Source organism: Amycolatopsis sp. NPDC114504, assembly GCF_055633595.1.
The window spans coordinates 1,412,073-1,431,005 of the sequence record NZ_JBVKDU010000003.1 but is presented as its reverse complement, the minus strand read 5'-3'; the positions used below and the strand labels follow the sequence as shown (position 1 = coordinate 1,431,005).

Genomic DNA, 18,933 nt, shown 5'->3' with positions numbered 1-18,933 from the left:
GGGTGTCACCGTTCAGTGGGTTCCGCCGCAGCTCGGAAGGCCCTAACGTGCCTAGGGCCGAAGTCGACTGATGCCCCGACCGGGCGTGGAGGTTTGGCGATGACGCCGAGGATCGAGCACCAGGTGGAAGACGCCGTAGTACGCCTGCCCGGGATGCGGGTCGCGTACGACGGTGCGGCGTTCGACGAGTCCGCGCTGGCGGCCACGTGGACCGACCAGTTGCAGGGGTGGCTGAACCAGGCCGTCGCGGCCGGGATCGCCGAGCCGAACGCGATGGTGCTGGCGACGGCGGACGCCGAAGGCCGCCCGTCCTCCCGCACGGTCCTGTGCAAGGGCCTCGACGACCGTGGCGTGGTGTTCTACACGAACTACACGTCGGAGAAGAGCCACGACCTGACCGCGACGCGCTACGCGTCGGTGACGTTCCCCTGGTACGCGCTGCACCGCCAGGTCCACGTCCGCGGCGAGGTCGAGAAGGTCGGCGTCAAGGAGACGGCGGAGTACTGGGCCCAGCGGCCCCGCGGTTCGCAGCTCGGCGCGTGGGCGTCCCCGCAGTCCCGGGTGGTCGACGGACGCCGGGCGCTGGACAACGCGCTGAGCGGGATCGAGCGCCGGTTCGCCGACGTCGAGCAGATCCCGGCCCCGCCCCACTGGGGCGGCTGGCGCATCCGGCCCGACCTGGTCGAGTTCTGGCAGGGGCGCGAGGACCGCATGCACGATCGGCTCCGGTTCGTCCGCAACGACGACGGCTGGAACATCGAGCGCGTCGCGCCGTAACCGCTTTCCGAAGGTGGCCCCTTGCCTCGGCAGGGGGCCACGTTCGCAGGCGACGGAAATCACGCGACCCGAGATAGTTAGCCGAGCTAAACTCGTCCGTTGTGACCTCTGAGCCTGAGACCTTGCCACCCCGTCCGGGTGGTGTTCGCAAGCTCCTCGGCCGCATCATCGTCGATACCCGGCCGCTGAAGATCCCGGCCTTCCGGCGGCTCTGGCTGTCCACTGTGGTCACCGCCGTCGGTACGCAGCTGACCGCCGTCGCCGTGCCGAAGCAGGTCTTCGACCTCACCGGGTCCTCCGCCTACGTCGGCCTCACCGGGCTCGTCGCCCTCGTGCCGCTGCTGATCTTCGGGCTCTGGGGCGGGGCCGTCGCCGATGCCGTCGACCGGCGGAAGCTGCTCGTCGTCACCAACGTCCTCGTCGCGATCACCTCCGCGCTGCTGTGGCTGCAGGCCTTCCTGAACTTCGGCTCGGTGTGGCTCGTCCTCGCCCTGCTGGCCGTCAACCAAGCCCTCTTCGCGATCAACATGCCCACGCGCGGTGCCGTCGTCGCACGGCTCGTGCCGGGCGAGTTGCTGCCGTCGGCCAACGCGCTGAGCTCGACGATGTCGACCTTCGGCGCCGTCTTCGGCCCGCTGCTCGCCGGTGCGCTCATCCCGGTCCTCGGCCTCTCGACGCTCTACCTGATCGACGTCGTCGCCCTCACGATCACGCTGCTCGCGGTCTGGCGGCTGCCGGCGCTCCCGCCGCTGAACGGCCCGTCGCGGCGCGCGGGCGTCAGCGACGTCATCGAAGGGTTCCGGTACCTCGCGACGAAGAAGGTGCTGCTGGCCTCGTTCGTCGCCGACATCATCGCGATGGTCTTCGGGATGCCCCGCGCGCTGATCCCGGAAATGGCCGAACGCACGTTCGGCGATCCACCCGGCGGCGGCCCGGCGCTGGGCTGGCTCTACGCCGCCCTGCCCGCGGGAGCGATGCTGATCGGCCTGTTCTCCGGCTGGCTGACGCGCATCCACCGCCAGGGCGTCGCGGTCGTCGTCGCGATCTGCGCCTGGGGTGCGGCGGTGGCGGCGTTCGGGCTCGCGCACTCCCTGTGGCTCGCGGTCGTCTTCATGGCGCTGGCCGGCGCCGCCGACATGGTCAGCGCGGTCTACCGGATGGCGATCCTGCAGGTCGCGACCACCGACGAGATGCGCGGCCGGCTCCAAGGCGTGTTCACGGTCGTGGTCGCCGGCGGCCCGCGGATCGCCGACCTGGTCCACGGCTGGGGCGCGGCCGCGTTCGGCACGGCGGCCGCGGCGAGCGTCGGCGGCCTGCTGGTGATCGTGTCGGTCTGCGCGTCGATGTTCCTGCTCCCGGCGTTCTGGCGGTACCGGGCGCCGACCGCGTAGGCCGTTCGGGCTAGGGTGCCGGGCATGCGTACCCTCGCCGTCGTTTTGGTCGCTTTTGCCGCTTTGACCGCCTGCTCGTCGGGCGACGAACCGTCGAAGGCGCCGTCGTCGTCGGCCGCGCCCAAGCCGAGCTCGAGCGCCAGCGCGAACCCGGCCGCCGCGGCGGCGCTGGACCCGTGCAAGCTGCTGCCCGCGGCCGCCGTGTCGAAGGCGCTGTTCCTGGACAACCTCCAGGCGGTGGCCGGCCCGGTCCAGGACACCACGGCCAACGGCGGCAAGGCCCGCAGCTGCGAGTACCAGCTGAACGGCAAGGCCGCGGGCGCGCTCGCGGTGACCCGCTACGAAGGCCGCCAGGGCAAGCCCGCCGAGATGGTCGCCTCGATCAAGAAGGGCAAGCCGGGCGCGAAGGACGTCGCCGGCTTCCCGGACGGCGCCGTCTACTACGTCGACGAGCAGAAGACGGCCACCCTCGCCTCGGCGGAGCTGGTCGCGGGCACGCCCGTGCTGGTCAACTACACCGGCCCGGCGAAGATGACGCCGGAGCAGATCGCGCCGCTGGTCAAGCAGGCTCTCGACGCCAGCTGATCACGCCCAGCCGACGAGCCGCCGCTCCGACAGCGTCCCGGTGGGCTTCAGCTGACCGAGCGCGGGCTGCGCGATCGCGCCCGGCGTGACCGGCGACTGGAACCACTCGTCCTGGTCGGTCTGGAACAGCACGGTGGTCTTGTCCGGGGCCGCCGCGGTCTTGGCGATCATCGGCTCGGACCGGTCGACGAGCTTGGTCGGCCGCGGCGTTCCGCCGGCGAGCGACAGGCGCATCAGGACGCCGTGCTCGTCCGAGCCGGTGACGGCGGACATCAGCACGGTCGTCGCGTCGAGCGCCGTGACGAACTGGTAGACGGCGCCGGGTTCTTCGTAGAAGGCGTAGGCGATCGCGCCCGCCGAGTCGGTCAGGTACGTCAGGCCCTCGCCGGCGTGCCGGGCGTCCTTCCAGGTCAGCACCTCGCCCCGCGGTCCGATCGCCCAGTCCTCCACGTGCGGGTCGGAGCTGCTGTTCGGCACGATCGTGGCTTCCACGACCGGCGGCCCGAGCTGCCGGTAGTCGACGGAGTACACCGCCTTGTCGTCGTCGAAGTACAGCTTCGACCCGGCCGGCCCGAACCGCGGGTTCCGGAACCTGGCGGGCTTCTCGCTCATCGACCGCTCCGGTTCCGGCGCGGTGCCGGTGCGTTCGTACCGCCGGTCGTCGGCGTTGAGCTTGAACACGTCGACGCCGTCGTCGGTTTCGAGCGTCGCGTACCGACCGTCGGGCGAGATGAGGTCCAGCTTGGTGGCCGGCCCGTCGAACCGGTTCAGCGAGCTGTCGTACCCGGGCAGCGACAAGGTCGTCTTCGCCGCGCCGGTGGCGGGATCGGCGAAGACGACGTCGTCGAGGCCGGTCTGCGTCGAATGCTGCAGCAGGACGACCCCGGAGAGGTCGAGCGGTGGCGCTTCCGGCGCCGCGGCGGCGGCCGGTGCGGGCGGGGTGCCGCTCCCGCACGCCGTGACCAGCACCGCGACCGCCCCGGTCAAGGCCGCACTCCACCACTTCTTCGTCACCGCTGAGCCTCCTTCGTCGCGGCTCAGATGCGACGGGAGATCATCCGGTTCCCTCAGCGGCGCAGGGCGGCCAGCTCGACCGGGCTGTGCGCCGAGAACACCGTGACCTCGTCCGGGTGCTCGCGGGCCAGCTCGTGCAGCCGCGCCAGGTTCTCCAGACGGGCCTTGCGCTCGGTCTGGACGAGGTTCTGGAACGCCGTCATGCCGGGCGGGCAGTGCGGCGCGACGTGATCCAGCTGCCCGTGGAAGAAGTACGCGTCGCCCGCGTGCAGTAACCAGCCGTCGCCCGTGTCGACCGCGACGCCCGTGTGGCCGCGCGTGTGGCCCGTGAGCGGGACCAGCAGGATCTCTTCCGGCAGGCCCTTGAGCGACCGGACCGCCTCGAAGCCGAACCACGGCTCGCCCAGCTCGTCGTAGGTGCTCCACAGCGGGCGGTGGGCGAACTGCGCCGCGCGGTAGCGGTTCTTCTCGGCCGCGTTCGACGGCGACGTCGCGGCCCGGTGCTCCTCGGAACGGACGTGGACGACGGCGTTCGGGAAGTCGGCCAGCCCGCCCGCGTGGTCGACGTCGAGGTGCGTCGCGATGATGTGCCGGACGTCGGCCGGGTCGAGCCCCAGCGCCTTGATCTGCGCGACGGCCGTCTCGGCGGTTTCGAGCCGGGCACCGACCATCGCCATGAACGGCCGGCCCAGCCACTCGCCGGGGCGGGCCACGGCCTGGCTGCCGAACCCGGTGTCGACCAGCACCAGGCTGTCGCCGGTCTCGACCAGCAGGCAGTGCGCGACCAGCTCGGCCCGCCGGAGCAGGCCGGGCTCGCCGTCGAGCAGCTTGCCGCCCGCCGGGCGCATCGATCCGCAGTTCAGGTGGTGCACCTTCATACCCTGCTCCTGGAGCTCAGCCGGAGGAACTCGGTCTCGTCGTGCGCGGCGAAGACGGTCACCTCACCGCCGTGCTCCTGAACAAGCTGGCGCAGGCGGCCGTGATTGTCCAGCCGGGCGCCCTTCACCGTCTCCATGTGGCCCTCGAACCACTTCAGGCCGGGCGGGCAGTGCGGGGCGGCCTCGACCTGCCCGTGGAAGAAGTACGAGTCGCCGGCGTTGAGCAGCCAGCCGTCGCCCGTGTCGACGGCGACCCCGGCGTGGCCGCGCGTGTGGCCGGAGAGCGGGATGAGCAGGATCTCCGGCGGCAGGCCGTCGAGCTGCCGGACGGCGTCGAAGCCGAACCACGGTTCTCCGGCGTCCGCATAGGACGTCCACTGTGGACCGTGCGCGAACTGGATCGTGCGGTAGCGCCCGCGTTCGGCGGCGTCGCGCGGCTCCTGGAACGCCCGCAGCTCTTCGGCGTAGACGTGCACGCGGGCCCACGGGAAGTCGATGAGCCCGCCGGCGTGGTCGAGGTCGAGGTGGGTCAGCACGATGTCGCGGACGTCGGCCGGGTCGAAGCCGAGCGCGCGGATCTGGGCGATCGCGGTCTGCGCGGGATCTTCGACCGGGTTGGACTGGCGGACGAAACCCGCGCCCAGCCAGGCGTTCCGGTCCACGGCGGCCGGCGTGCCCATGCCGGTCTCGACGAGCACGAGACCCGTATCCGTCTCGAGCAGCAGGCAGTGGCAGACCATGGTGGCGCGCCGGAACAGGCCTGGCTTGCCGTCGATCAGGCCGCCGCCGAGGGGGCGCATGGTGCCGCAGTTCAGGTGGTGGACGCGCATCAGGAGAACTCCCTCTCGAGGGTGGCGTGCAGGTGGGTGGCGACGGCGCGCAGCGGCGCGAGGTCGCGGCGGGTGCGGGCCAGCAGCAGCCCGCCTTCGATCGCGGCGAGCACGATGGTCGCCAGCTCGTCCGCGCGTTCCGCGGAAAGCTGTTGTCCCGCAAGGTAGTCACGAAGGATCTCGTGCCACGACGAATAGCCGTCGGCGCAGGCTTCGCGGATCGGCTCGCTCTCCGCGGCGGCGTCGAGCGCGACTGTCGCGAGTGGACACCCGCGCTGGAAGTCCGACTCGGTCAGGAAGGCCGCCAGCGCGTCGACGGTCCAGTCGACCGCGGTCGGCGCGTCGGGCGCGTCCCGCAGGACCGCTTCGAGCATCGCGCCGGTGCGCTCGCTCGAAAGCCGGACGGCTTCGGCGGCGAGCTGCTCCTTGCCGCCGGGGAAGTGGAAGTAGAGCGACCCCTTCGGCGCACCCCCGGCCGTGGTCAGCTGGGTGAGGCCGGTGGCGTGGTAGCCCTGCGAGTGGAACAGGTCGGCGGCGGTGTCGAGCATCCGCTGCCGCGTGTCGGTGCGACGGACCATGGCGCCGACTGTAGCTCAAACTATGACGACCGGTCTAGTGAGTATGAGCCTCGGTAAGGTCGTCGCATGGGCAACCCGACCGGTCAGCAGTTCGAGATCACCCGCGGCAACGCGCGCGCTGTCGTCACCGAGATCGGCGCGGGGCTGCGCGCGTTCGAGGTCGGCGGAGTGCCGTACGTCGAGGAGTTCCCCGAAGACGCGAAGCCGCCGAAGGGTGCCGGGCAGGTGCTGCTGCCCTGGCCGAACCGGACCAAGGGCGGCAAGTGGACGTTCCAGGGTGAAGAGCAGCAGCTCGAGATCACCGAGGAGGCGCGCGGCAACGCGATCCACGGCCTGACCCGCCACCTCGAGTGGGAGCTGCTGGAGCACGCCGAGTCGTCGATCACGATGGCCGTCGACGTCGAGGCGCGGCCGGGCTGGCCGGTGCCGCTGCGCGCGACCGTCACCTACGAGGTCGCGCCGCGGGAGCTGACCATCACCCACGAGATCCGCAACGAGGGTGAGCAGCCGATCGGCGTCGGCGTCGGGACGCACCCGTACTTCCGGATCGGCGACGTCCCGACCGACGAGCTGACCCTCACGCTGCCCGCGAGCCGCGTCCGGCCGTACCGGGGCGACGAGCAGATGCCGTACGCGCCGGAGCAGGACGTCGAGGGCACGGAGTACGACTTCCGTGCCGGCCGGGTGCTGGCGGGCGTCGACCTGGACACGGCGTTCGGGAGCCTCTCGGCGGCTTCGGATGGTCAGCACCACTTCGTGCTGTCCCACGGGGAGCAGCAGCTGGTCGTCTGGACCGGCCCCGACTTCCACTGGGCGCAGGTGTTCACCCCGGACGACCTGGTCGGCCGCGGCCGCGCGGTGGCGATCGAGCCGATGACCTGCCCGGCGGACGCGCTCAACACGGGCACGGACCTGATCGAGCTCGAGCCGGCGACGTCGTGGTCGGGCAGCTGGGGCATCCGAGTCGGGTGAAGCGGCTGGGAGTCGCCGACGCGGGCGAAGTGCTGACGCTGCAGCGAGCGGCGTACATCACCGAAGCCCGCGCACACGACGACTGGGATTTGCCGCCGCTGCTGGAGACTTTGGACGAGACGCGGGCGGCGCTTTCGTCGTGTCTGTCCTGGGGCATCCGGGAGAACGACCGGTTGGTGGCGTCGGTCCGTCTCACGGTCGAGGGGAACGTGGGGATGATCGGCAGGCTGGTCGTGGCCCCCGACCGCCAGGGAGCGGGCCTCGGCGGCGGGTTGCTGACCGCGGCGGAGTCGGCCGCGCCGGCGTCGGTGACCGTGTTCCGCTTGTTCACGGGCTCGAAGAGCGTGGGGCCGCTGCGTCTGTACGCGAAGCACGGCTACCGCGAGACCCACCGCACGCCGGAGAACAACCACGAGCTGGTGCACTTGGAGAAGGCCCGTGTGGAGGAGCCCGGCACAGTTCGTTAGCGTGGCGAACTATGGCGAAGGCAATTGTCGGGGGCCATGTCGTCCCCATCGACGGTGATCCCATCGAAGGCGGCACGGTCCTGATCGACGACGGCAAGATCGTCGCGGTCGGCGCCGAGGCGGATGTCGACATCCCGGAGGACGCCGAACTGGTCGACGCGGCGGGCACCTGGGTGCTGCCCGGCTTCATCGACGCCCACGCGCACCTCGGCGTGCACGAGGAGGGCGAGGGCTGGGCCGGCAACGACACCAACGAGATGACCGACCCGAACGGCGCCCGCTTCCGCGCCATCGACGGCATCGACCCGTACGACTCCGGCTTTGACGACGCCCTGTCCGGCGGCGTCACGAGCGTCGTCATCAAGCCGGGGTCGGGCAACCCCATCGGCGGCCAGACGATCGGCGTCAAGACCTGGGGCCGCAGCATCCTCGACATGGTCTTCGCGGAGCACGTGAGCGTGAAGAGCGCGCTCGGCGAGAACCCGAAGCGCGTGTACGGCGAGAAGAAGCAGACGCCGTCGACCCGGCTGGGCGTCGCCGCGATCCTGCGCGAGGCGTTCACGAACACCCGCAACTACCAGGCGAAGCGCGCGCACGCGGAGTCCGAGGGCAAGCCGCACGAGGTCGACCTGACGATGGAGACGCTGTCGAAGGTCCTCGACGGCGAGCTGTACTGGGACCAGCACGTCCACCGCGCGGACGACATCGTGACAGCGATCCGGCTGGCCGACGAGTTCGGCTACAAGCTGGTGGTCAACCACGGCACCGAGGGCCACCTGATCGCGGACCTGCTGGCCGAGCGCGACATCCCGGTCATCCTGGGGCCGCTGTTCACCACGAAGTCCAAGGTGGAGGTGCGCAACCGGACCCTGCGTTCGGCCGGCATCCTGACGCGGGCGGGGGTGAAGATCGCGATCACGACGGACCACCCGGTGATCCCGATCAACTTCCTGGTCTACCAGGCGGCCCTGTCGGTCAAGGACGGCCTCGACCCGGTGACGGCGCTGCGCTCGCTCACGATCAACCCGGCGTCGATGCTGGGGCTCGACGGTCAGATCGGCTCGCTGAAGCCCGGCCTGGACGCGGACGTCGTGCTGTGGAGCGGTGATCCGCTCGATGTGATGAACCGTGCTCTGCGCGTGTTCGTCCGGGGCGACGAGGTGTTCCACTTCGACGAGACTCTCGGCGAGGGCGTGTCGAAGGACCGCCGCTACCGCGAGTCCCGCTGAGTTTCGGACGGCACGCCGGTAACCGGGCGGTTCCGGCGTGCTGTCCGATCAGCCGAGCAGCGCGTCCAGGTCGATCTCGACCGGGAACGGGACGTCGGCGATGAAGGTCCCGGTGACGGCGGCGGTGCCCTGGTGGCCGGCGTACGCGGTCAGCGAGACCGGCTCGGTGATGTCGACGATCCAGTAGTGCGGAATGCCGGCGTCGGCGTACTCGTCGCGCTTGACCCGGTAGTCGGTGCGCTTCGAGCCCGGCGCCACGATCTCGGCCACGACGAGCACTTCGTCGGCGCGCAGCAGGCCGCCGGTCCTGGCGAGCGCCGCCCGGCCGAAGACCAGCAGATCCGGCCGTCGGGAGAACCCGGGTTCGCCCGTGGGGACCAGGCACAGGTCGAGGTCGGTGGCCACGGCGAACGCGAGCCCGCGCGGCAGCTGCCGTTCGACCTGCCCGGCCAGCAGGCACACCGCCATGTCGTGCGCCCGGCCGGAACCGGGGCAGGTCACGACGCGGCCCTCGGTCAGCTCGGTGAAGCCGGAGCCGGTTTCCCCGAGTGCCGCGTACTCCTCGATGGTCAGCAGATGGCCGGGCATCGCCCCACCGTATCCGTCGCGAGCGGGGGACAGTCCCCGCTCGATCGGGGCTAAGCCTTCTTCAGCTCCCGGGCGATGACCACCCGCTGGATCTGGTTCGTGCCCTCGAAGATCTGCGGCACCTTCGCCTCCCGCATGTACCGCTCCACCGGGAAGTCCCGCGTGTACCCGGCCCCGCCGAGGACCTGCACCGCGTCGGTCGTCACCTTCATCGCGCCGTCCGTCGCCACCAGCTTCGCGATCGACGCCTGCCGCTGGAACGGCAGTCCGCGGTCACGCCGCCGGGCCGCCTCCAGGTAGGTCGCCCGCGAAGACTCCACGGTCGCCGCCATGTCGGCCAGGAGGAACTCGACCCCCTGGAAGTCGATGATCGAGCGGCCGAACTGCGACCGGCCCTTCGCGTACGCCACCGCCTCGTCCAGCGCCGCCTGCGCCAGGCCCACCGCGCACGCCGCGATGCCGAGCCGGCCCGAGCTCAGCGACGACAGCGCGATCCGCAGTCCGTCACCGGGCGTGCCCAGCAGCCGGGACGCGGGCACCCGGGCGCCGTCGAAGATCAGCTGGGCCGTGGGGGAGCCCGTCAGGCCCATCTTGCGTTCGCGCGGGGCCGCCGACAGGCCGTCGGTCGCGGAAGGAACCAGCAGGCAGGAGATCTCGTCCGGGCCCGTCCGGACCATCGTCGTGTAGAAGTCCGCCACCCCCGCGTGCGTGATCCACGCCTTGGTGCCGTTGACGACGTAGTCCGTGCCGTCGAGACGCGCGCGTGTCGACAAAGCGGCCGCGTCCGAGCCCGCCTGGGTCTCCGACAGTGCGTACGCGCCCAAGAGCGAGCCTTCGAGCATCTCCGGCAGCCACTCGCCGCGCTGCTCGTCCGTGCCGTACTCCGACAGCGCGTAGCAGGACATCGTGTGCACCGACAGCCCGACGCCGACGGTCATCCACGCCGTCGCGATCTCCTCCAGGACCTGCAGGTAGACCTCGTACGACACCTCGCCGCCGCCCCAGCGCTCGGCGTACGGCAGGCCCAGCAGGCCCGATTTGCCGAGCAGGCGGAACTGCTCGCGCGGGAACTGCTCGGCCTCCTCGGCCGCCGCCGCGCGGGGCGCCAGCTCGTCACGGGCGATCTCCCTGGCCAGCGCGACCAGGTCCTCGGCGTCCGAATCCGGCAGCAGGCGTTCGGCGGGCATCGGTGTCCTCCAAAGCGGTACTGAAAACAGTACTGTGGGCCCGCTTAGAGTACAGTACGACGGGCCTGGGGTGGCCGGAAGACGTAGGAGATAGTGAGCCGATGCCCCCCGAACCCCGCCGCAGGCCGACCGCGCGGCAGCGCGCCCTGCTCGGTGACCTCGAGGCGCTCTTCCTCGCGGAGGGGTTCGCCGACTTCACCCTCGACGACCTCGCCGGCCGTCTGCGCTGTTCGAAGTCGACGCTCTACGCGCTCGCGCCGAGCAAGGAGCAGCTCGCCGTCAAGGTCGTCACGCACTTCTTCCGGGGTGCCGGCGAGCGGATCGAGGAGCGGATCGGCGGGATCGACGACGCCCGCAAGCTCATCGGGGAGTACCTGGCCGGCGTCGCCGAGCACCTGAACCGGGCGTCGCCGTCGTTCATGCGCGACCTCGCCGAGTTCGCCCCGGCCCGCGAGGCCTACCAGGTCAACAGCCGGTTCGCCGCCCAGCGGCTGCGGCAGTTCATCGACCGGGGCGTCGCCGACGGCGTCTTCCGCGACGTCCACGCCCGGCTCGTGGCCGAGATGACCGGGCTGATCATCGAGGGCATCCAGACCGGCGTGCTCGGTCAGCGGATCGACGTCTCGGACGCCGAAGCGTTCACCGCCCTGGGTGAACTGCTCCTCGGTGGGCTGAACAAATAGCGGACAGGAATTGTCAGCCTGAACTCCACTAAACTCCCGGCGTGATCGTCGTAGGCGGAGAAGCTCTGGTCGACCTGGTTCCCGGCGACCCCTTGGATTCCACTGTGGACGGTGGGCTGCGCGCGCTGCTGCCGCGGCTCGGCGGCGGGCCGTACAACGTCGCGCTGGCGGCCGGCCGCCTCGGCGTGCCGACGGCCTTCCTCTCGCGCGTGTCCACGGACCGCTTCGGTGCCGCGATGGTCGAGCGCCTGCACGCTTCGGACGTCGACACGTCGCTGCTGCAGCGCGGCGAGGAGCCGACGACGCTCGCCGTCGTCGCGCTCGACGCGAAGGGCGCCGCGCACTACACGTTCTACGTCGAGGGCACGGCCGACCGGCTCGTCGCCGACCCGGGACCGCTGCCGGACGCCGTGACCGCGCTCTCCCTCGGCACCCTCGGGATGGTCCTCGAGCCCGGCGCGTCGGCGTACGAGGCGATGCTGCGGCGCGAGGCCGCCCGCGGCGTCCTGACCGTCCTCGACCCCAACATCCGCGAAGCGCTCATCACCGACCCGGCCGCCTACCGCGCCCGGTTCCGGTCCTGGCTGCCGGACGTCCGGCTGCTCAAGATCTCCGACGACGACGCCGCGTGGCTCACCGAAGGCGCCGACCCGGTCGCCGCCGCGAAGACGTGGATCGAGTCCGGTGTGGACGCCGTGGTGCTCACCCGGGGCGCCGACGGCGTCGCGGTGATCACCGCCGCAGGTGAGCTGGCCCACGTGCCGTCGCGGAAGGTCACCGTGGTCGACACCATCGGCGCCGGCGACACCGTCCAGGGTGCGCTGCTGGCCTGGCTGCAGACCCGCGAGGTCACCGACCTGGCCTCTCTCGACGCGGAGGCGTGGCGCGAGGCGCTCGAATTCGCGGCGAAGGCGGCTTCCATCACGGTTTCGCGGAGCGGGGCGGAGCCGCCGACATCCGCCGATATGGCGTCCAGCGTGTGAACCTGGTCCCAAAGGGGGCCCCATGAGCAACGCCACCGCTGCGCGAACACACGTTTCTCGACTAGCGTAGAGGGGCATTCTTCATACCCCAGCGGGGCGGTGTGCAGCGAGGCGCCAGTGTTTCCTCGCGTGAACACTTGGCTACCTGTGGAACCCGCAGGCGCCGCCGGCCCGTGCCGAAACGTGAGAGGGACTTGCATGTCCGACGCGACGACTGCGGGGCAGTCCGGCGGCGAAACCGCGAAGCTGACCCTGCCGAGTGGCGAGCACGAGTTCAAGATCGTCCACCCGGTCGAGGGCGCGCCCGGGATCGAGCTGGGGAAGCTGCTGGCGCAGACGGGGTACATCACCTACGACCCGGGTTTCGTCAACACCGGTGCCGCGTCGTCCGCCATCGCCTACATCGACGGTGACGCCGGGATCCTCCGTTACCGCGGTTACCCGATCGAGCAGCTGGCCGAGAAGTCGACCTTCGTCGAGGTCTCCTACCTGCTGATCTACGGCGAGCTGCCGACCCAGGCCCAGCTGGCCGACTTCACCGAGAAGATCCAGCGGCACACGCTGCTGCACGAAGACCTGAAGGCGTTCTTCAGCGGCTTCCCGCGGGACGCGCACCCGATGCCGGTCCTGTCCAGCGCGGTGTCGGCGCTGTCGACCTTCTACCAGGACTCGCTCGACCCGTTCGACGAGCCGAACGTCGAGCTGTCGACCATCCGCCTGCTCGCCAAGGTCCCGACCCTGGCGGCCTACGCGTACAAGAAGTCCGTCGGCCAGCCGCTGCTGTACCCGGACAACTCGCTCGGCCTGGTCGAGAACTTCCTGCGGATGACGTTCGGCTTCCCGGCCGAGCCGTACGAGGTGGACCCGGACGTCGCGAAGGCGCTCGACCTGCTGTTCATCCTGCACGCCGACCACGAGCAGAACTGCTCAACCTCGACCGTGCGCCTGGTCGGCTCGTCCGAGGCGAACCTGTTCGCGTCGATCTCGGCCGGCATCAACGCGCTGTTCGGCCCGCTGCACGGCGGTGCGAACGCCGCGGTGCTCGACATGCTCGAGGGCATCAAGAACGACGGCGGCGACGTCGCCAAGTTCGTCGAGCGGGTGAAGAACAAGGAAAAGGGCGTGAAGCTGATGGGCTTCGGGCACCGGGTGTACAAGAACTACGACCCGCGCGCGAAGATCATCAAGAACACCGCGGACGAGATCCTCGGCAAGCTGAAGGGCGGCGACCAGCTGCTCGACATCGCCAAGAAGCTCGAAGAGACCGCGCTTTCGGACGACTACTTCGTTTCGCGCAAGCTGTACCCGAACGTGGACTTCTACACCGGCCTGATCTACCGGGCGCTGGGCTTCCCGACGAAGTTCTTCACGGTGCTGTTCGCGCTCGGCCGCCTGCCGGGCTGGATCGCGCACTGGCGCGAGATGATCAACGACCCGGCCACCAAGATCGGCCGCCCGCGGCAGATCTACACCGGCCACGCGTCGCGGGACTACACCCCGATGTCGGAGCGCTGATCCGCTCACCCTGGTAAACGCCCCGTTGTGCACCCGCACGACGGGGCGTTTATCGTTGCCCGTCGTGACCAAAGAAGCACCCGTCGTCCTGTGGTTCCGCCGCGACCTGCGGCTGGGCGACCACGCCGCCCTGCTGGAAGCCTCGAAGCACAGCAAGCACGTCCTCGCGCTGTACGTCCTCGACGAGGCGCTGCTGAAGCCGGGCGGGGCGCCGCGGGAGGCGTTCCTCTACGGGTGCCTGGAGAAGCTGGACGAGCAGCTCGGCGGCCGGCTGATGCTGGTGCGCGGCGAACCGGCGGCCGAGGTCGTGAAGGCCGCGAAGAAGATCGGCGCCGCGGCGGTGCACGTCAGCACGGACACCGGGCCCTACGGCCGGCGCCGGGACGCCGAAGTCGCGAAGGCGTTGGCGGACAACAACATCGACTGGGTCGAGACGGGCTCGTCGTACGCCGTGACACCCGGCCGCGTCACCAAGCCGGACGGCGACCCGTACCGCGTCTTCACGCCGTTCTTCCGCGCCTGGACCGCACACGGCTGGCACTCTCCCGCCGACACCGGACCGTCCCTTGTGGACTGGGTCGAACCGCCGCGCTCGCTGAAGATCCCCAAGCCGCCCAAGGTTTCCGCGACGCTGCCCGAGCCGGGTGAGCAGGCCGCGCTGGACGCCTGGCACGCGTTCCTCGACGACGGCATCGAGACCTACGACTCCGATCGTGACCGCCCGGACCGCGAAGGCACCACGCGGCTTTCGCCGTACCTGCGCTGGGGCTGCGTCCACCCGCGGACGCTGCTGGCCGACCTGGCGGGTGACGACCGCGTAGGCGCGAAGTCGCTGCGGAGCGAGTTCTGCTGGCGCGAGTTCCACGCCGACGTCCTGTGGCACCGCCCGGAAACCGCGCGCAAGAACTACGACAAGCGGTTCGACGGGATGAAGCACGACGACGACCGCGAGGCCTTCGAGCGGTGGTGCGCCGGCAAGACCGGCTACCCGATCGTCGACGCCGGGATGCGGCAGCTGCTGGCCGAGGGCTGGATCCACAACCGCGTGCGGATGGTCGTCGCGAGCTTCCTGGTGAAGGACCTGCACCTGCCGTGGTGGGTCGGCGCGCGGCACTTCATGAAGCACCTCGTGGACGGCGACCTCGCCTCGAACCAGCTGAACTGGCAGTGGGTCGCCGGCTCCGGCACGGACGCGGCGCCGTACTTCCGGATCTTCAACCCGACGACGCAGGGCGAGAAGTTCGACCCGAACGGCGACTACGTCCGCAAGTACGTACCGGAGCTGCGGCCGGTCGGGGGCAAGGCCGTGCACAAGCTGAAGGAGCGTCCGAAGGAGTACCCGGAGCCCATGGTCGACCACGCCCACGAACGCCAGGTGTCCTTGGAGCGGTACGGAAAGATCACTTCGTAGCGTCTAGGATCAGCTTCGCGCCGTCGGTGCGGATCGAGGCGGCGACGGCTTTCGCTCGCGCGGTGGCTTCCAGCGCCGTCTCGAGCGCGGCCGACAGGGATTCGACGGTCGGGGTGGCCCAGTGCCCGGATCGCTTCGACGGCGACCTGCGCACCACTCGGCGTCGTGCTGCCGAAACCCGCGTACACGGGTGGTTCGCCCGCGTTCAGGAACGCTTCCAGCTCGGCGGGCAGCGGGCGGTCGCCGAGTACGAAGTCGAGGACGCGGCCCACCGGCGGCAGGCCGTGCGCCGCCCGCTGGGTGTCGAGCGCGGACTTGAACAGGCCGTCGATGTTCCGCGCTTCCAGGTCCCACAACGCCCGGTTGCCGGTCTCCGGCGGGAGCGACATGCCCGCGTGCGTCAGCCGCGGCGGGTGGTGCGGCGTCGGCAGGGTGAGCTGCTGGAACGTCGCGTACAGCCCCGCAGCTCGGCCACCGACCGCGCGCCGGCCACGGCGGGCACCAGGCCGGTCGCCACCACCGCGTCGCACCCCGTCGGCACCCCCGGCGATCAGCTCGGCCGCGCGCTCGGGAATGCCCTTCGCGGTGGGCGGCTTCGCCGCGGTCACCAACGGCCGCACGGCCTGGCCGACCGGCACCATCTCCACCCCGGCGCCCGCCAGCCGCCGCGCGAACTCCTCGTCGGGCGGCGCGCACACCCGTACCTCGACGCTCCCACGCGAGTCGTACCCGGACAACAGGACACGCACTCGGCCGGCTCCCCAGTTCAGCCCCGGAGGGCTTCCGACAGCTTGATGCGGCTGCCGATGCGCAGCACGCTGTTGCCGTAGATCTTGCCGCCCAGCCAGGTGAGCAGTGCGACGAGCGCGGCCGTCAGCCCGAGCGACAGCGCGATCTCCCAGCCCATCGCCGCGCCGGTCGCGATCCGGGCCGGCATCAGGATCGGCGAGAACAACGGGATCAGCGAGATGACCTTCGTCCCCGTGCCGTCGGGGTCCTGCAGCAGCAGGTTGAACCCGGTGACGAACCCGACGATCAGCACGATGTTGAGCGGCCCGACCACCGACTGCGTGTCCTCCTGCCGCGACACCAGCGAGCCCAGCGCGCCGTAGATCGTGGCGTACAACAGGAATCCGAGCAGGTACCAGAGCAGGCCCCACAGCATCGCGCCAGTGGCGAAGCCGGACAGCGTGAACACCCCGGTCACCGACGCCGCGACCAGCCCGGCCGCGGCCAGGATCACCAGCTGCGTCAACCCGACCAGGCCGAGCCCGATCACCTTGCCCAGCAACAGCTGCCACGGCCGCACGCTGGCGAGCAGGATCTCCACGACCCGGCTCGACTTCTCCTCGACGACGCCCTGGGCGACCATCATCCCGTAGGTGATGATGCTGATGTAGAGCAGGAACGCGACGATCAGCCCGACGACGAGCCGTTGCGTCTGGTCCGCGGGCTCCGGCGAGATCGGGTCGTCCTGCACGTGGGTGCCGTCGACCTGGGCCATCACGTCGGCCGGCTCGAGCTGCGCGGACGACAGCACGCCGTCGAGGACCTGCTGCTGCGCGACCTGGTCGAGCACCTTCCGCAGCTGATCGTCCAAAGAGGACTTGTAGGTGGCGGTCAGCTTCGCCGCGCTGCCCGAGACGAGCGCGTCGAGGTCGCCGTCTTCGACCTTCTCGCGGCCGTCGGCCGGGTCGGTGATGGTGACGGTCGAGATCTGCCGGCCGGACTGCGCGGCTTCGACCTGCAGCTGCCGCGCGATCCCGGTCGCCTGGCCGGTGAGCCCGACGGTGCTCTTGTCCGCCGACCCCGCCAGCGACGTCTGGAAGCCGACGTAACCCAGCAGCAGCACCAGCATCACGACGGTGCCGATGACGAACGAACGTGTGCGCAGCCGCGTGTTCAGCTCGCGCTTCATGACGAGCCAGACGGCGCGCCGGCCGCTCAGCGTCTTCATCGCGGTTCCCCCTTGTCCGAGACGGCGTCGCGGAACAGGTCGGTCAGCGACCGGCGACGGCGGCTGAACTCCGTGACCGGCCCGGTGGCCCTCGCCGCGGCGAGCACGGCCTGGTCGTCCGCGCTCGGTTCGAGGTCGAGCACGGTGGTTGCGCCGTGATTTTCCAGTACGCGCACGCCGGGCAGGCCCGCGGCCCAGCCGCCGGGCGCGCCCGGGGCGGTGACGACGAGCTTGCTGCTCGCGCCGGCGGTCAGCTCGCCGACGGTGCCGACGGCGACCATCCGGCCGCCGCGGATGATCCCGACGCGGTCGCACAGCCGCTCGACGAGGTCGAGCTGGTGGCTGGAGAACACGACCGGCACGCCGGCCGCGGCCTTCTCGCGCAGCACGCCGCTCATGACGTCGACGGCCAGCGGGTCGAGGCCGGAGAACGGCTCGTCGAGCACCAGCACGGCCGGGTCGTGCACCAGCGCGGCGGCCAGCTGGACGCGCTGCTGGTTGCCGAGGCTCAGCTTCTGCACCTCGTCCTTGCGGCGCTCGGTCAGGCCGAGCCTGCCGATCCAGTTCTCCGCGTTGCGGTGGGCCTCGTTCGCGCTGAGGCCGTGCAGCTCGGCGAGGTAGATCAGCTGCTCGAGGACCTTCATCTTCGGGTAGAGCCCGCGTTCCTCGGGCATGTAGCCGATGTGGGTGCGCGCTTCGTGCGTGATCTTTTCGTTCTTGAAGCGCACTTCACCGCTGTCGGCGGCCAGCACCCCGAGCACGATCCGCATGGTCGTGGTCTTGCCGGCGCCGTTGCTGCCGACGAACCCGAAGAGCTCGCCGCCGCGGACGTCGAAGGTGACGCCGTCGAGCGCGACCTTCGTGCCGTAGCGCTTGGAGATCCCGTCGATCTCCAGCGTCCCCTCGGTCATGCCCCCATCCCTTCTTCGAAATCCTCGGGGTCGTCGTCCGGCAGCGACCAGCCGAGCAGCAGCGCCGGGACGGTCGTCCCGGTGACCAGCAGCGCGGAGATCATCATGACGCCGCGGAAGGCCCCGTCTTCGGTGCGGGCGACGACGAGCGTGTAGACCATCGCGGCGATCATCAGGTAGCTGAGGACCTGGAAGCCGATGTAGGTGACGCGGTGGCGCCACTCGCGCTCGCGTTCGTCCAGCAGCCGCGAGAAGCCGCCGCTCATCCGGCCGGTGAGGATCCGCAGCAGCAGGAACGCGGTGCCGCCGACCAGGGCGCTGGACAGCCAGAGCGCACCGAAGAGCCAGTCGCTGCCGGTGGTGAAGATCGAGGCGCCGGCGACCAGCCCGAGATCGCCGAGCGCCAGCACGGCGGTGAGGGTCCGGCGGCGCCGCCGGGTGCGCCAGCCCGGCAGCCGCCGGGAGTGCCGCAGTTCGCGCTCGTCCATCTTGTCCAGCTGACGTTCCCAGTAGGCCGCGAGCCGGCCCGGTTGCTCGGTCATGCTCCCCCCTCGCGGTAGACCTGAGTGGACAGTGGCGTGAACGGCGCGCGGCTGAACACCGCTTCGACCGGCAGGTCGAAGACCGCGCAGATCCGGAAGGCCAGGTCCAGGCTCGGATAGTGATCGCCCCGCTCGAGAGCACCGATGGTTTGAGGATTGACCTCGACGGCATTCGCGAGCGCGGCCCTGCTCAACCCGCGCTCGGCTCGGAGCACGGGAAGCCGGTTGTAGATCGGCAGCTCTTTGCCGCGTCTGACCGGACTCATGAACGTACTGTTGCAAAAACCCAACGGGTCGTCAAGTTAAGTGCACATCAAGTCCGGTTGTGCACAGGGTCGGCGTGATGTGGACAGATTGGGGTCGCGGCGCGGAAGAGGATCTTGCTGTCGGTGGGTGGCGGTAGACTGGACGTGGGCACGCCCCCCAGGGAAGGGT

Annotated in this window: 20 protein-coding genes; 10 read left to right on the top strand and 10 right to left on the bottom strand. The window is 70.6% G+C overall.

Annotated elements, in window-relative coordinates; translation table 11 throughout:
- Positions 1-99: 99 nt before the first annotated feature.
- From pdxH to ACZ7PG_RS28245, 3 genes are all read left to right on the top strand, one after another.
- Positions 100-777, top strand: a complete 678-nt coding sequence (pdxH, locus tag ACZ7PG_RS28255) for a pyridoxamine 5'-phosphate oxidase (RefSeq protein WP_470242069.1) — start codon at positions 100-102, stop codon at positions 775-777.
- Between the two features lie 122 nt (positions 778-899).
- Positions 900-2,168, top strand: a complete 1,269-nt coding sequence (locus ACZ7PG_RS28250; protein ID WP_470242435.1) for an MFS transporter — start codon at positions 900-902, stop codon at positions 2,166-2,168.
- Between the two features lie 24 nt (positions 2,169-2,192).
- Positions 2,193-2,753, top strand: coding sequence for a DUF3558 family protein (locus tag ACZ7PG_RS28245; RefSeq protein WP_470242068.1), 561 nt, complete (start codon positions 2,193-2,195; stop codon positions 2,751-2,753).
- Here ACZ7PG_RS28245 and ACZ7PG_RS28240 read toward each other — a convergent pair whose 3' ends face one another.
- From ACZ7PG_RS28240 to ACZ7PG_RS28225, 4 genes are read right to left on the bottom strand one after another with little or no spacing between them, the layout of a single operon-like run.
- Positions 2,754-3,767 carry a hypothetical protein gene (locus tag ACZ7PG_RS28240; protein ID WP_470242067.1) on the bottom strand — a complete coding sequence of 338 codons (1,014 nt, stop codon included), beginning with the start codon at positions 3,765-3,767 and terminating at the stop codon, positions 2,754-2,756. It lies immediately after the preceding gene.
- 53 nt (positions 3,768-3,820) lie between these two features.
- A complete protein-coding gene (locus ACZ7PG_RS28235; protein ID WP_470242066.1) occupies positions 3,821-4,645 on the bottom strand; it encodes an MBL fold metallo-hydrolase in 825 nt (274 codons plus the stop codon).
- Complete coding sequence (locus ACZ7PG_RS28230) at positions 4,642-5,475, bottom strand: MBL fold metallo-hydrolase (protein ID WP_470242065.1); 834 nt, start codon at positions 5,473-5,475, stop codon at positions 4,642-4,644. Before ACZ7PG_RS28230 ends, ACZ7PG_RS28235 begins: the two co-directional genes overlap by 4 nt.
- Complete coding sequence (locus tag ACZ7PG_RS28225; protein ID WP_470242064.1) at positions 5,475-6,053, bottom strand: TetR/AcrR family transcriptional regulator; 579 nt, start codon at positions 6,051-6,053, stop codon at positions 5,475-5,477. Before ACZ7PG_RS28225 ends, ACZ7PG_RS28230 begins: the two co-directional genes overlap by 1 nt.
- A 66-nt stretch (positions 6,054-6,119) precedes the next feature.
- Here ACZ7PG_RS28225 and ACZ7PG_RS28220 point away from each other — a divergent pair, with 66 nt between their 5' ends.
- Genes ACZ7PG_RS28220 through ACZ7PG_RS28210 form a run of 3 tightly spaced genes read left to right on the top strand, consistent with a single transcriptional unit; the run spans position 6,120 to position 8,721 of the window.
- Positions 6,120-7,025: an aldose 1-epimerase family protein gene (locus ACZ7PG_RS28220; RefSeq protein ID WP_470242063.1), complete on the top strand. Its 906-nt coding sequence runs from the start codon at positions 6,120-6,122 to the stop codon at positions 7,023-7,025.
- The gene (locus ACZ7PG_RS28215; RefSeq protein WP_470242062.1) at positions 6,992-7,492 is read left to right on the top strand and encodes a GNAT family N-acetyltransferase; all 501 of its coding nucleotides are present in this window, start codon (positions 6,992-6,994) and stop codon (positions 7,490-7,492) included. The genes ACZ7PG_RS28220 and ACZ7PG_RS28215 overlap by 34 nt, the downstream gene beginning before the upstream one ends.
- An 11-nt stretch (positions 7,493-7,503) precedes the next feature.
- Positions 7,504-8,721 (top strand): amidohydrolase, encoded by a 1,218-nt coding sequence (locus ACZ7PG_RS28210; RefSeq protein WP_470242061.1) that lies wholly within the window; start codon positions 7,504-7,506, stop codon positions 8,719-8,721.
- A 48-nt stretch (positions 8,722-8,769) separates the two neighbouring features.
- On the opposite strand, the gene ACZ7PG_RS28205 is transcribed toward ACZ7PG_RS28210, so the two are convergent.
- Together ACZ7PG_RS28205 and ACZ7PG_RS28200 are read right to left on the bottom strand one after the other, a co-directional pair.
- Entirely contained in the window at positions 8,770-9,309 is a 540-nt protein-coding gene (locus ACZ7PG_RS28205; RefSeq protein ID WP_470242060.1) for a Uma2 family endonuclease, read from the bottom strand.
- Positions 9,310-9,359: 50 nt separating this feature from the next.
- On the bottom strand, positions 9,360-10,496 hold the full coding sequence (locus ACZ7PG_RS28200; protein ID WP_470242059.1) for an acyl-CoA dehydrogenase family protein: 1,137 nt from the start codon (positions 10,494-10,496) through the stop codon (positions 9,360-9,362).
- Positions 10,497-10,597: 101 nt separating this feature from the next.
- Between ACZ7PG_RS28200 and ACZ7PG_RS28195 the strand changes: the two genes are divergently transcribed.
- From ACZ7PG_RS28195 to ACZ7PG_RS28180, 4 genes are all read left to right on the top strand, one after another.
- Entirely contained in the window at positions 10,598-11,179 is a 582-nt protein-coding gene (locus ACZ7PG_RS28195) for a TetR/AcrR family transcriptional regulator (RefSeq protein ID WP_470242058.1), read from the top strand.
- Positions 11,180-11,220: 41 nt separating this feature from the next.
- Positions 11,221-12,162: a carbohydrate kinase family protein gene (locus tag ACZ7PG_RS28190; protein ID WP_470242057.1), complete on the top strand. Its 942-nt coding sequence runs from the start codon at positions 11,221-11,223 to the stop codon at positions 12,160-12,162.
- 198 nt (positions 12,163-12,360) lie between these two features.
- Positions 12,361-13,677, top strand: a complete 1,317-nt coding sequence (locus ACZ7PG_RS28185) for a citrate synthase (RefSeq protein ID WP_470242056.1) — start codon at positions 12,361-12,363, stop codon at positions 13,675-13,677.
- A gap of 64 nt (positions 13,678-13,741) precedes the next feature.
- Positions 13,742-15,088: a cryptochrome/photolyase family protein gene (locus ACZ7PG_RS28180; RefSeq protein WP_470242055.1), complete on the top strand. Its 1,347-nt coding sequence runs from the start codon at positions 13,742-13,744 to the stop codon at positions 15,086-15,088.
- 766 nt (positions 15,089-15,854) lie between these two features.
- Here ACZ7PG_RS28180 and ACZ7PG_RS28175 read toward each other — a convergent pair.
- The 4 genes from ACZ7PG_RS28175 to ACZ7PG_RS28160 are packed head-to-tail and all read right to left on the bottom strand — an operon-like array spanning position 15,855 to position 18,764.
- Positions 15,855-17,045, bottom strand: coding sequence for an ABC transporter permease (locus ACZ7PG_RS28175; RefSeq protein ID WP_470242054.1), 1,191 nt, complete (start codon positions 17,043-17,045; stop codon positions 15,855-15,857).
- Positions 17,042-17,956 carry an ABC transporter ATP-binding protein gene (locus ACZ7PG_RS28170; RefSeq protein WP_470242053.1) on the bottom strand — a complete coding sequence of 305 codons (915 nt, stop codon included), beginning with the start codon at positions 17,954-17,956 and terminating at the stop codon, positions 17,042-17,044. The genes ACZ7PG_RS28175 and ACZ7PG_RS28170 overlap by 4 nt, the downstream gene beginning before the upstream one ends.
- A complete protein-coding gene (locus ACZ7PG_RS28165) occupies positions 17,953-18,498 on the bottom strand; it encodes a hypothetical protein (protein WP_470242052.1) in 546 nt (181 codons plus the stop codon). The genes ACZ7PG_RS28170 and ACZ7PG_RS28165 overlap by 4 nt, the downstream gene beginning before the upstream one ends.
- Positions 18,495-18,764: a helix-turn-helix transcriptional regulator gene (locus tag ACZ7PG_RS28160; protein ID WP_284742952.1), complete on the bottom strand. Its 270-nt coding sequence runs from the start codon at positions 18,762-18,764 to the stop codon at positions 18,495-18,497. Before ACZ7PG_RS28160 ends, ACZ7PG_RS28165 begins: the two co-directional genes overlap by 4 nt.
- Between the last annotated feature and the right edge of the window lie 169 nt (positions 18,765-18,933).

Bases quoted from the DNA above. Each gene is read 5' to 3' on its own strand.
- pdxH (WP_470242069.1), top strand. From the start codon at position 100: ATGACGCCGAGGATCGAGCACCAGGTGGAAGACGCCGTAGTACGCCTG.
- ACZ7PG_RS28245 (WP_470242068.1), top strand. From the start codon at position 2,193: ATGCGTACCCTCGCCGTCGTTTTGGTCGCTTTTGCCGCTTTGACCGCC.
- ACZ7PG_RS28235 (WP_470242066.1), bottom strand. From the start codon at position 4,645: ATGAAGGTGCACCACCTGAACTGCGGATCGATGCGCCCGGCGGGCGGC.
- ACZ7PG_RS28230 (WP_470242065.1), bottom strand. From the start codon at position 5,475: ATGCGCGTCCACCACCTGAACTGCGGCACCATGCGCCCCCTCGGCGGC.
- ACZ7PG_RS28225 (WP_470242064.1), bottom strand. From the start codon at position 6,053: ATGGTCCGTCGCACCGACACGCGGCAGCGGATGCTCGACACCGCCGCC.
- ACZ7PG_RS28220 (WP_470242063.1), top strand. From the start codon at position 6,120: ATGGGCAACCCGACCGGTCAGCAGTTCGAGATCACCCGCGGCAACGCG.
- ACZ7PG_RS28210 (WP_470242061.1), top strand. From the start codon at position 7,504: ATGGCGAAGGCAATTGTCGGGGGCCATGTCGTCCCCATCGACGGTGAT.
- ACZ7PG_RS28205 (WP_470242060.1), bottom strand. From the start codon at position 9,309: ATGCCCGGCCATCTGCTGACCATCGAGGAGTACGCGGCACTCGGGGAA.
- ACZ7PG_RS28200 (WP_470242059.1), bottom strand. From the start codon at position 10,496: ATGCCCGCCGAACGCCTGCTGCCGGATTCGGACGCCGAGGACCTGGTC.
- ACZ7PG_RS28195 (WP_470242058.1), top strand. From the start codon at position 10,598: ATGCCCCCCGAACCCCGCCGCAGGCCGACCGCGCGGCAGCGCGCCCTG.
- ACZ7PG_RS28185 (WP_470242056.1), top strand. From the start codon at position 12,361: ATGTCCGACGCGACGACTGCGGGGCAGTCCGGCGGCGAAACCGCGAAG.
- ACZ7PG_RS28175 (WP_470242054.1), bottom strand. From the start codon at position 17,045: ATGAAGACGCTGAGCGGCCGGCGCGCCGTCTGGCTCGTCATGAAGCGC.
- ACZ7PG_RS28170 (WP_470242053.1), bottom strand. From the start codon at position 17,956: ATGACCGAGGGGACGCTGGAGATCGACGGGATCTCCAAGCGCTACGGC.
- ACZ7PG_RS28165 (WP_470242052.1), bottom strand. From the start codon at position 18,498: ATGACCGAGCAACCGGGCCGGCTCGCGGCCTACTGGGAACGTCAGCTG.
- ACZ7PG_RS28160 (WP_284742952.1), bottom strand. From the start codon at position 18,764: ATGAGTCCGGTCAGACGCGGCAAAGAGCTGCCGATCTACAACCGGCTT.